Raw genomic sequence first — 11,205 nt, 5'->3', positions numbered from 1 at the left:
GAAGAGCTCATCGGGAATCTCGATGGACGTCTTCATACGTGAAACCGCATTCCCATATTGGCCCTGTGGCAAGGCAGGGCCATGTCTCCCTGGGGGGATGGAGCCGGTGAAGCGCGACAGGCCGCGGATTGCAGGGAGTGGGGGCTTCGCGGCGCGAGCGACGACGACCGTGCGGGTCGGCAGGGCGTACGGCTCGAGCGCCTGCTCCGCCATCGCGACAGCCGCGTCGACCAGCGGAAACGCCCGTTCGGGCTCGCCGAGGGCCGAGTGGCAGGAGAATGCCTGCCGCGCCGCGGCGACGAGGTCGTCGCTCGTGGCATACTGGCCGGAGGACCGCGCCAGCCCCTGCACCGTGGCGGCGGCACCAGCGGAGAACGTGGGGAAAATAGACGCGGACGAACTCGGCCCAGGCCTTGGCGTTGGCCGGCCCCTCGGCGAGGCCCGCGATCAGGCTCGGCGAAGTCGTCGACGGTCCCGCGATCATGGGGCAGGACGCCAGGTGCAGCGAGCGGAGAATGAGTCTCCCGAGAGACTCGCAAACGAGCCCTCAAGCAGGACACCAAGTCTACCACTCACCCTGCGCGACCCGTTGCCGGCACCTGCCACGTCGAAAAACGGAGGGGATGCGGCCGTTCGGTCCGTCACCCCAGCGACGACCGCGGTGCGGAGCCTGCCCCGCGGCCGGCGGCGAAAACGCTGCCGTGAGCGGCGGCGGGATCGCCCGATTGCGGCCCGCTCGGCGGGAGCCGACATTGATCGGCCGGAAAGCGCGCGGGACAAGTGAAGGAGGGTGCCATGGCAGGGGGAAATGGCGGTGGAGCGGCCGGCAGCACGGCGGCGCCGCCGGGAGTGCTCGCGATCCTCGGCGCCTCCGGCGACCTCACCAAGCGCCTGCTGATTCCGGCGCTCTACAACCTCACCTGCGACGGCCTCCTTCCCGACGACTTCGCCGTCGTCGGCATGGCGCGCAAGGCGATGACCAGCGCCGAGTTTCGCCTCCAGCAGCGCGACGAGATCGGGAAGTTCAACACCCGGCGGAGCTTCGACCCCGACGCCTGGGACTGGCTCGAAAGCCGCCTCCACTACACCGCCGGCGAGTTCACCGATCCGGCCGCCTTCGCGCGGCTGCGCGCGGCGATCGACGACGCCGGGCGCGGCACCGCCGCCGCCGGCAACACGCTCTTGTACCTGGCGATCGCGCCGGAATTCTTCGCCACGGTCAACGACGGCCTCGCCGCCGCCGGTTTCACACACCTGCCGGGGCGGCGCCGGCTGATCGTCGAGAAGCCGTTCGGCAAGGACCTCGCCAGCGCCCTGGCCCTCAACCGCGCGCTTTTGGCGCAGTGGAAAGAGGAGGAGATCTACCGGATCGACCACTACCTCGGCAAAGAGACGGTACAAAACCTGCTCGCCTTCCGGCTCGCCAATCCGCTGTTCGCGCCGGTGTGGAACGCCGACTCGATCGACCACGTGCAGATCTCGGCCACCGAGACCGTCGGCGTCGAGACGCGCGGCGGGTATTACGACAAGACGGGCGTGGTCCGCGACATGCTGCAAAACCACCTCCTCCAGGTGCTCGCCTACGTCTGCATGGAGCCCCCCGCGTCGCTCGACCCCGACGCGGTGCGCGACGAGAAGGCGCGGGTCCTGGAGAGCGTGCGGATCCCGTCGGCCGCGGCGGTGCGCGACGAGTGCGTGCGCGGCCAGTACGGCCCGGGGAAGAAGGCCGACGGCAGCCCGGCCGTGGGCTACCGCGAGGAGCCCGCCGTCGATCCCGCCTCGGCCACCGAGACCTACGCCGCCCTCACGCTCCATCTCGACAACGCCCGCTGGCGCGGGATGCCGGTCTACCTCCGCAGTGGCAAGAGCCTGTGGAAGCGCGGCACCGAGGTCGTCGTGCAGTTCAAGCCGGGGACGGGGCCGCTGGCCACCGCCGGCAACGTGCTGGTGTTCCACATCCAGCCGCACCAGGGGGTGGAGATCCGCCTCCTCGCCAAGCGCCCCGGCACCGGCTTCGAGCTGCAGCGCGCCGGGATGCGCTTCGACTACGCCGACACCTTCGAGGCCTCGCGCGGCACCGGCTACGAGGTGCTCCTCCACGCGGCGCTCGGCGGCGACCCGACGCTGTTTTCGCGCACCGACTTCGTCGAGGCGGGCTGGCGGATCATGCAGCCGGTGCTCGACACCTGGCAGGCCGAGCCGCCGACCGGGTTCCCCAACTACGCGGCGGGGAGCTGGGGCCCGCAGGCGGCCAGCGATCTGCTTTCGCGCCACGGCCGCCGCTGGCAGGAATTCCTCCCCCGCGACGCCCTGGCGAAAAACGCCCTGTTCGCCACCGCCCCGCCGGTGCTGCTCAACACGCTCGCCTTGGCACTCGAGCCCCTGGCGATCCCGGCCGGCAGCGACGTCGTCCGCGCCGGCGACCATGACCACCGGCTGTTCGTGGTCTGCCACGGCCGGCTGGAGGTGATCGCCCCGGACGGCACGCGGCTTTCCACGATGGCCGACGGCGACTGCTTCGGCGAGATGGCGCTGCTCCTCGACCAGCCGCGAAGCGCCACGGTGCGCGCCCTCACGCCATGCGATCTGCTCGTCCTCGACGGCCCCGACTACGGCCGGATCCTCGCCGACTTCCCGGCGGCAGAAGAGGAATTCCGTCGCCTGGCGGCACAGCGGCGCTAGCTGTCCGTGGACAAAGCCCTCCATGGCTTTTGTCCACTGAGGCGACCGCGGGAAACGCCGAGGGTTTCCCGGATCGCCGTCGGCCGCGTCCGGCGGCCGGTCACTTTTTGTGATCGGCAGTGGCGTCATGCCTCGGAGGGCACCGTAACGACACGCAGCACCTCGACGATTCGGTCATCCGGCCGAATGTCGAACACGACCGCCAACGGCACGCACACGAGAATCCGGCTGTCGAGCGGCCCCGGCACCCCAACATCGGTCGGACCGGTTCGCAGGAGACGTTCGATTTCGTCCGCGGCGGCCGCGACGTCGACGCGCCGGTCCGAGCTCAGCCACGCTGCCGCCAAGGCCTCGACTGCCCCCGGCTTCCAGACGACCGTGAATGTCATCCGCAGCCGAGGCGGGCCCAGACTTCCGCCAGCGAGCATCCGCCGGGCTCGGTGCGCGCTGCCGCCACTTCGGCCGGAGTGACGTGTCGCTGCGCCCACTCGTGGAGCAGCCGTTGGTGGAGCACGGGCGGCAGAAAGTATCCGAGTCGCTTCCCGGACTCGTCGCGCACTTCAATCGGCTCCCGCGCAGCCGCCAAGGCTGCAGCCGCGGCGGCGGGGACGGTCACCTGAACCATCGGGGGCCTCGTGCATGTGGCGGCGACTAGGCCGATCGGGGCGAAGGACTCGCTCCCCGCGGAGACATGAACAAAAGTCTACCCATGAGCGTCCGCCGTTGCCACCCCGAGACGGATTCCTTTGCCGTCGTCGACCGCTCGCCTTCCTCGGACAGTGCCCTCCGCGGCCGGTTTCCACTCGGGCTACCGCGGGAAACGCCGCGGGTTTCCCGGATCGCCGTCGGCCGCGTCCGGCGGCCCGAGCACCTCGTTCACTGGCCGCGAGCCGGACGCGCCCGGGGATTCCCGCTCCCGATCCTCTCTGTACCGAGCGGGACCGGGAATGTACAGTAAGACGTACATACCGGAGACTGGGCCATCGACACGATCACGTACACCGCCGCCCGCGCCCACTTGGCCCACACCATGGACCGGGTGTGTGCCGACCACGAACCGCTGATCATCACGAGGAACGGCGAGCAGTCCGTGGTGATGATGTCGCTCGACGACTACAAAGCCCTCGAGGAGACGGCCTATCTCCTCCGCGCTCCCGCCAATGCCCGTCGGCTCCTGGCCGCGATCGCCAGCCTCAGGCGCGGCAAGGGCAAGGCGCGGAGGCTCGCCGAGTGAGGCTGGTCTTCGCGGAGGAGGCGTGGGACGACTATCTCCACTGGCAGAAGACCGACAGGAAACGGCTCGCCAGGATCAATGCCCTGATCCGCGAGGCGTCCCGGACGCCGTTCACGGGCACCGGGAAACCCGAGCCGTTGAAGTTCGCGCTCGCCGGGTACTGGTCGCGGCGCATCGACGACGAGCACCGCATGGTCTACACGGTCGACGGTGACGCTCTCGTGATCGCCCAGCTGCGCTACCACTATTGACGAGCGCCCGGCCCGCGTCGAAGGGCGGCCCCCCCTCGCCCCTCCGGCTGCCAGTGGGTGCGGTGCCAGCGGAGGTTCCCGCAGGCCGGGCAGCGGAGGAGCTTTCGCGGTTCGCCCGCTGCCTTCCAGCGGATCCCGCCGATGTCCCAGATGCTGCGCGTGTGACCGCACGGGCAGGTGAGCTTCCAGGCGCGCGAGTCGCGCTCCATCGACGCCTTCACGCCGGCCGGCACCGCGGCGAGGATCATGTCGCGAAGCAGCCCCATCGAACGCTCACGCAGTCGTGTTCAGGCGAGGATCTCGCGGATCGGCGCCACGTGCTCGACGCCGACGAGCTTCTGGTCGAGGCCGCCGAAGAAGTAACTCAGCCGGTTGGGATCGAGGCCGAGCCGGTCGAGGATCGTGGCATGGAGCCGCTTGACGTGGAACCCCGGCTTCTCCCCCTCGACAGGTGAAATCGCCGCCGAGCCGAGCTCGTCGGTCTCGCCGACGCTCACGCCCCCCTTGATGCCGCCGCCGGCCATCCACATCGTGAATCCGAACGAATTGTGGTCGCGGCCGGTCCCCTCGGCATATTCGGCCGTCGGCTGGCGGCCGAACTCGCCCCCCCAGACGACGAGCGTCTCGTCGAGGAGGCCGGTGCGGTCGAGGTCTTCGAGCAGGGCCGCGATCGGGCGGTCGGTGTTGCCGGCGTGGAAGTCGTGGTTCTTCTTCAGGTCGCCGTGGGCGTCCCAGTTGTCGTCGTTGTGGGCGCCGCCGGAGTAGAGCTGGATGAAGCGCACGCCGCGCTCGACCAGCCGCCGCGCCAGCAGGCAGCGGCGGCCGAAGTCGGCGGTCCGCGGCTCGTCGAGGCCGTACAGGGCGCGCGTCTCGGCCGTCTCGCGCGCCAGATCGACCGCCTCCGGGGCGTGCTCCTGCATCTTCCAGGCCAGCTCGTAGGCGGCAATCCGCGCCGCCAGTTCGCTGTTGTCGCCGCGCGGGAGGAGGTGGGCGGTGTTGAGGTCGCGGAGGCCGTCGAGAAACGTCCGCTGGGCCGCGAGCGGGAAGTCGTCGGGCGGGGCGAGGTCGAGGATCGGCGCTCCCTTGCTGCGGAGGATCGTGCCCTGGTAGGTGGCGGGCATGAAGCCACTCGACCAGTTCTTGGCCCCCGAGATCGGACCGCCGGTCGGGTCGAGCATCACGACGAACCCGGGGAGGTTGTCGTTCACGCTGCCGAGGCCGTAGTTGACCCACGAGCCGAGGCACGGGGCGCCCGACTGGATCTTCCCCGAGTTCATCTGCAGCATCGCCGAGCCGTGGATCGGCGAATCGGCCGTCATCGAATGGAGGAAGGCGATCTTGTCGACGTGCCGTGCGACGTGGGGAAACAGCGTCGAGACCATCTTTCCGCACGCGCCGTGGGGATGGAAATCCCACTTCGGCCCGACGACCCGCCCCTGGTTTTTCTCGCCGCCGCGCCCCTTCGTCTTGACCTCGATCGTCTGCCCGTCGAGGGCATAGAGCTTCGGCTTGTGATCGAAGGTGTCGACGTGGCTCGGGCCGCCGTACATGAACAGGAAGATCACGCTCTTCGCCTTCGGGGCGAAGTGCGGGGGCTTGGCGGCGAGCGGATTGGCAAACGGCGTCACGCCGTCGGCGGCGCGCGACTGCCGCGCGAGGAACGGCTGGTCGAGCAGGCCGGCGAGCGCAACGCCGGTAAACGAGGCGCCGGCCTCCCAGAAAAACTCGCGGCGCGTCCGTCCGCAGAACGCCTGGCGACGGTGTGGCATCGGTGGGGCCCCGGGGTCAGTCGAGGTAGCAGAACTCGTTGGCGTTGAGGAGCAGGAGGCAGTAGAGCTCGAGCGCCCTCCCGGGGCCGACGCCGTCGTGGTCCTCGAGGGAATCGACGAGGGCCACGCCGCGGTCGATCTCGGCCTCGGTCGCCGGCCGCGCCAACGCCAGCTCGATGGCGCGCCCGACCATCGCCCGCTCCAGCGCCCCGTCGGGCCCGCCGGCCTCGCGCTTCACGCGCTCGGCGAAGGCCCGCGCCTGGCGGTGGAGGAAGGCGCCGTTCATCATCCCCAGGCTCTGCGTCGGCTGCGTGGTCACGAAGCGCACCGGGCAGGAGGTATCGGTGTCGGCGACGTCGAAGTCGGCGAGCAGGGGCGTGAGCAGCGAGCGCTTGACGTGGACGTAGACGCTCCGCCGGGCTTGTTCCTCCGGCGGTGAATCGCCCCAGCCGCTTCCCGGCCGCGACTGCGTGGCGAGGACCTCGGCGGGGATCTCGGGATAGATTCCGGGGCCGGCCATCTTCGGGTTGAACTGGCCGCTGGCGACGTGGATCGCGTCGCGCAATTCCTCGGCGGTGAGCCGGCGCATGTCGAAGCGCCACAGGGCGTCGTTGAGCGGGTCGGCGGCGAGCGCCGCCGTGTCGGCCCGGGAACTGGCCCGGTAGGCGGCGCTGGTCACGATCAGCCGGTGGATCCGCTTCAGCTTCCAGCCTCCCGCCACCAGCTCGCTGGCCAGCCAGTCGAGCAGCTCGGGGTGGGTCGGCGGGTCGCCGAGCATCCCGAAATTGCTGCTCGAGCGCACGAGGCCACGGCCGAAATGGTGCTGCCAGAGCCGGTTGACCAGCACGCGCGCGGTGAGCGGGTTGTCGGGGGAGACGAGCCACCGGGCCAGCGCCGTGCGCCGCCCCGTCGAGGAGATGCCGTCGGGAAGCGGTGCGAACTCGGGGGCCTGCGTGCGGAGGATCGCCGGCACGCCCGGCTCGACCGGGTCGCGGGGAACGTGGGGATTGCCGCGGTAGAAAACGTGGGTCGGCGGCGCGTCGCGGCCATGCTCGCTGACCACCAGCGCCTTCTCGACGGGCACCTGCTCCTTCTTGAGCACCTCCAGCGCCGCCACGGCGGCGTCGTAGTCGCGCTTCCAGTCGTCGCCGAGGAGCCGCACGCTGTCGGCCTTGATCGCCGCCGCCAGCTCCGACTCCTTCTTCTTGCCGCGCCCCGACCGGGGCAGCGCCGAGAGCCGGCGGCCGACGAACCCCGGCCCCGACCAGGAGACGGAGAGCCCCTTGCCCTGGGCACCCTGGAAATAGTCGAGTCGCAACGGCACGCGGCCGGCGGCAAGCGTCACGGTGGCGACCTGCGGACTGCCCTCGCCGTGGATCCCGTCGTGGTCGATGACCGTCGCCCCGCCGAGCACGAGCCGGGCGCCGTCGTCGGAATCGAGCGAGAAGGTGTAGTCGCCGTCGGCGGGAACCTTGAGGAAGCCGGTGAACACGTAGCCGAAGTGGTCGGGGCGGAGCGACGGCGCGGCGGCGATGTCGAACAGGCCCGCCGGGAGCGTGCCGCGGTCCTCGGGCTCGAGGGCGTCGAAGTCGGGGAGCTTGTCCCAGGTGTCGCGGTAGAAGCGGAAGGCGAGGTCGTCGATGTCGCCCCCGTCGGGGCCGCCCCCCGCCTCGGCGAGCCGCTCGCGGAAGCGCGTCTCGAGCGCCGTGACGGCGGCCTGGGCGGCGCCGCGGCGGCGCTCGAGGTCGGCGACGAGCGCGTCGTGGTCGCGCCGCGCCGCATCGTCGGCGAACAGCGCCCGCTCGATCTGGTCGCCGCCGTTGGCCATCGGCGTGACGTTGTGGAAGAAGGCCAACAGCGCGTAGTAGTCGCGCTGCGGCAGCGGATCGATCTTGTGGTCGTGGCAGCGGGCGCAGTTGATCGACAGGCCGAGCCACACCTGCCCCGTCGTGGCGACGATGTCGTCGAGCCAGTCGTAGCGCGCCTGGAGGCGATCGGCGGGCTCGTCGTCCCACAGGCCGAGGCGGTAGTAGCCGGTGGCGACGAGGTCGTCGGGAGTGGGCGCGGGCAGCTCGTCGCCGGCGAGCTGCTCGAGCGTGAAGCGGTCGAACGGCTTGTCGTCGTTGAACGACCGGATCACGTAGTCGCGGTAGCGCCACGAATGGGGCTTGGGGCCGTCGCGCTCGAAGCTGTTGGTGTCGGCGTAGCGCACCAGGTCGAGCCAGTGCCGGGCCTGGTGCTCGCCGTGGTGCGGGCTGGCGAGGAGGCGGTCGACCAGCCGCTCCCAGGCGCCCGGGGACATGTCGGCGAGAAACTGCTCGCGCTCCGCTTCCGACGGCGGCAGGCCGGTGAGCCCGAACGACACCCGGCGCACAAGCGCCAGCCGGTCGGCCTCCGCGGGAACGGGCAGCGCGCGGCGCTCGAGCCCGGCGCGGATGAAGGCGTCGATGGGGTGGTCGACGCCCGCCAGCTCGGGCACCGCGGGGCGGACGAGCGGGCGAAACGCCCAGTGCTCCTGCCACGGCGCCCCGGCGGCGATCCAGCCGCGGAGCGCGTCGACCTGCGCCGCCGACAGCGCGGCTCCCTCGGGGGGCATCCGCAGGTCGGGATCGGTCGACGAAACGCGCGCCAGGATGGCGCTGGTCGCCGGGTCGCCAGGCACGATCGCCCGGCTCCCCGAATCGAGCGCCGCCATCGCGGCCGTCGGCTCGTCGAGCCGCAACCCCGCTTCCTGCGTGTCGGGCCCGTGGCAGGCGTAGCAGCGCCGGGCGAGCAGCGGCTGGATGTCGCGCGAAAACTCGATCGCCACCGGCTCGGCGCCCCGGGCGGCAGATGGGACGAGCGCCGGGGCGACTAGCACCGCCAGCACCGCCAGCGCCGCTCGCCTCACCGCCGCCGGCCACCGCTCGCGCTGGTTCATGGGTCGATCCGGCTCATGCAGACTCATGCAGGAACGTCACCGCTCACGCACCGAGGGGCCGATCCCGCCGCGGACACCCTCGCGCGCGCGACAGCGACCGTGCCTATTCCAGTCCCAGAGGCCGGCGAGCCCGAGCGGAGGCTAACGGACCGCGACCGCGACCGTCGGAGCAAATCATACCCCGCGCCCACCCCCGGCCCAACATCGCCCGCCCCCCGCTCAGGCGTCGTAATACAGGCAAAACTCATAGGGGTGCGGCCGGAGGCGCAAAGGCTCAATCTCGTGGCGGCGCTTGTGCGCGATCCAGGTGGCGATGACGTCGGGCGTGAACACGTCGCCGCGGAGGAGGAAATCGTGGTCGCGCTCGAGGGCCTCGAGCGCCTCGTCGAGCGACCGCGGCACGTGCGGCAGCGCCGCCTGCCGGGCCGGCGCGAGATCGTAGAGATCGGCGTCGTACGGCTCGCCGGGGTGGAGCTTGTTTTGGATGCCGTCGATCGCCGCCATCAGGATCGCGGCGAAGGCGAAGTACGGATTGGCCAGCGCGTCGGGGCAGCGAAACTCGATCCGCTTGCTCCGCGGATTGGCCGAGACCACCGGGATCCGGCAGGCGGCCGAGCGGTTGCGCTGCGAGTAGGCGAGGTGCACCGGGGCCTCGTGGCCGGGCACGAGGCGCTTGTAGCTGTTGGTGGAGGGATTGGTCAGGGCCAGCAGCGCCGGGGCGTGGCGGAGGATCCCGCCGATCGCCGCCAGGGCGACGTCCGACAAGCCCGCGTAGCCCGAGCCGGCAAACAGCGGCTGCCCGTCGCGCCACAGCGAGAAGTGGGTGTGCATCCCCGAGCCCGAGTCGCCGTGGAGCGGCTTGGGCATGAACGTCGCCGTCTTGCCATTGCGCCTGGCGACGTTGCGGACGACGTACTTGTAGAGGCACACCTGATCGGCCATCCGCACCGGATCCTGGTAGCGCATGTCGATCTCGCACTGCCCGGCGCTGGCTACCTCGTGGTGCTGGGCCTCGACGTCGATGCCGCACTGGATCATCGCCTGCATCATCTCGCTGCGTACGTCCATCAGCCGGTCGCCCGGGGGGCTGCGCAGGTAGCCCTGGCCGTGGCGCAGCGTGCCGGCGAGGTTCGGCTGGTCGTCGCGCCCCCGCGTCCATTCCCCCTCGGCGCTGTCGACGTGGTAGTAGCCCTCGTGGGCGTTGTGGTCGAAGCGGACGTCGTCGAACACGAAAAACTCGACCTCCGGGCCGACGAAGCAGGTGTCGGCGATCCCGGTGCCGCGCAGGTAGTTGGTCGCCTTGCGCGCCACGTGGCGCGGGTCGCGCGGATAGTCCTCGCGCGTGATCGGATCCTGGATCGAGCAGATCATCGCCAGCGTCGGCAGCGCGGCGAACGGATCGACGACGGCCGTCTCGGGCACCGGCACCAGGAGCATGTCGCTCTCGTGGATCGACTGCCAGCCGGTGAGGCTCGACCCGGAGAAGCCGAGGCCGTCCTCGAAGACGTCTTCGTCGAGCTTGCCGACGGGGATCGTGACGTGCTGCCAGGCGCCGAGGAAGTCGGCGAACCGCAGGTCGACCGCCTTGACTTCCTTCTCGCGGCACAGGGCGAGGACTTCGCGGGGCTTCATGGCGAGCGGGTTCCTGGGCTTGGCCGCCGCGGGTCGGCGGCGGGGCCATGATACCGTCGCGCGCCCGACGAACCGGGCCGGGGCGATCGCCTCAGCCGTCGGGGCGCAGCGCCGCGCTCCATCCGCTGTCGTCGCGCTCGACGACGAGCACGCCGGAGAGGATCACGCCGCCGAGGAGCGCGACGATCCGCGCCGCCTCGCCGAGGCGGCCGTCGGCCGGCTCGGCGACGTCGGCAGTGCCGCCGTCGACGCGCCGCGCGAAGCCGCGCCCGCCAGACACCTCCCCGGCGACATGGTCGAGCCACGCCAGCCGGTGGGGGGCGATCGCCACCGCCGGCACGGCCGGGCCGCCGGCGCGGGGAATCTCGGCCAGCCGCCAGGTCCGGCACGACTCGCCGGCCTCGAGCAGCAGGTCGTAGTGCCGGCCGACCGGGTCGTCCGGGGCAGCGACGTGTTCGAGCAGGACCCAGCGTGGCATTGCGACGTGTTAGAGATAGCCCCAGCGTGGCATTGCGACGTGTTAGAGATAGCCCCAGCGTGGCATTGCGACGTGTTAGAGATAGCCCCAGCGTGGCATCGCGACGTGTTGAAGATAGCCCCAGCGTGGCATTGCGACGTGTTGAAGACAGCCCCAGCGTGGCATCGCGACGGGCTTGATCACGAATCGTCGCGCAACGCCTGCAGCGGCACCAGCGACCCGATCGACAGCATGGCCTC

The 11,205-nt window shown here is 71.0% G+C and carries 9 protein-coding genes; 3 read left to right on the top strand and 6 right to left on the bottom strand.

The genetic code is table 11. From position 1 onward, the window contains the following. The first annotated feature begins 795 nt into the window (after positions 1-795). Entirely contained in the window at positions 796-2,682 is a 1,887-nt protein-coding gene (gene zwf, locus FJ309_16175; GenBank protein MBM3956121.1) for a glucose-6-phosphate dehydrogenase, read from the top strand. A 125-nt stretch (positions 2,683-2,807) separates the two neighbouring features. Here the strand turns inward: zwf and FJ309_16170 are convergent, their stop codons facing one another. After that, entirely contained in the window at positions 2,808-3,029 is a 222-nt protein-coding gene (locus FJ309_16170; GenBank protein MBM3956120.1) for a hypothetical protein, read from the bottom strand. Between the two features lie 635 nt (positions 3,030-3,664). Here FJ309_16170 and FJ309_16165 point away from each other — a divergent pair. Further along, on the top strand, positions 3,665-3,916 hold the full coding sequence (locus FJ309_16165; GenBank protein MBM3956119.1) for a type II toxin-antitoxin system prevent-host-death family antitoxin: 252 nt from the start codon (positions 3,665-3,667) through the stop codon (positions 3,914-3,916). Next, positions 3,913-4,167, top strand: a complete 255-nt coding sequence (locus FJ309_16160) for a Txe/YoeB family addiction module toxin (GenBank protein MBM3956118.1) — start codon at positions 3,913-3,915, stop codon at positions 4,165-4,167. The genes FJ309_16165 and FJ309_16160 overlap by 4 nt, the downstream gene beginning before the upstream one ends. On the opposite strand, the gene FJ309_16155 is transcribed toward FJ309_16160, so the two are convergent. The 5 genes from FJ309_16155 to FJ309_16135 form a co-directional block, all read right to left on the bottom strand. Continuing rightward, complete coding sequence (locus FJ309_16155) at positions 4,161-4,433, bottom strand: hypothetical protein (protein MBM3956117.1); 273 nt, start codon at positions 4,431-4,433, stop codon at positions 4,161-4,163. The two genes, FJ309_16160 and FJ309_16155, sit on opposite strands and share 7 nt — an antisense overlap. Positions 4,434-4,454: 21 nt before the next feature. Next, entirely contained in the window at positions 4,455-5,936 is a 1,482-nt protein-coding gene (locus FJ309_16150) for a DUF1501 domain-containing protein (protein ID MBM3956116.1), read from the bottom strand. A 16-nt stretch (positions 5,937-5,952) separates the two neighbouring features. Continuing rightward, positions 5,953-8,856 (bottom strand): DUF1553 domain-containing protein, encoded by a 2,904-nt coding sequence (locus tag FJ309_16145; GenBank protein MBM3956115.1) that lies wholly within the window; start codon positions 8,854-8,856, stop codon positions 5,953-5,955. Positions 8,857-9,075: 219 nt separating this feature from the next. Further along, positions 9,076-10,488, bottom strand: a complete 1,413-nt coding sequence (glnA, locus tag FJ309_16140) for a type I glutamate--ammonia ligase (protein ID MBM3956114.1) — start codon at positions 10,486-10,488, stop codon at positions 9,076-9,078. Positions 10,489-10,579: 91 nt separating this feature from the next. Beyond that, entirely contained in the window at positions 10,580-10,966 is a 387-nt protein-coding gene (locus tag FJ309_16135) for a hypothetical protein (protein MBM3956113.1), read from the bottom strand. Positions 10,967-11,205: the final 239 nt, after the last annotated feature.

The sequence above is a fragment of the Planctomycetota bacterium genome, assembly GCA_016872555.1.
Lineage (GTDB): Bacteria > Planctomycetota > Planctomycetia > Pirellulales > UBA1268 > F1-20-MAGs016.
The sequence above is the reverse complement of the archived record's forward strand: the minus strand, read 5'-3'. Positions and strand labels throughout refer to the sequence as shown.

Coding starts and splice junctions, on each gene's coding strand:
- zwf (MBM3956121.1), top strand. CDS start 796: ATGGCAGGGGGAAATGGCGGTGGAGCGGCCGGCAGCACGGCGGCGCCG.
- FJ309_16155 (MBM3956117.1), bottom strand. CDS start 4,433: ATGGGGCTGCTTCGCGACATGATCCTCGCCGCGGTGCCGGCCGGCGTG.
- FJ309_16150 (MBM3956116.1), bottom strand. CDS start 5,936: ATGCCACACCGTCGCCAGGCGTTCTGCGGACGGACGCGCCGCGAGTTT.
- FJ309_16145 (MBM3956115.1), bottom strand. CDS start 8,856: ATGAACCAGCGCGAGCGGTGGCCGGCGGCGGTGAGGCGAGCGGCGCTG.
- glnA (MBM3956114.1), bottom strand. CDS start 10,488: ATGAAGCCCCGCGAAGTCCTCGCCCTGTGCCGCGAGAAGGAAGTCAAG.
- FJ309_16135 (MBM3956113.1), bottom strand. CDS start 10,966: ATGCCACGCTGGGTCCTGCTCGAACACGTCGCTGCCCCGGACGACCCG.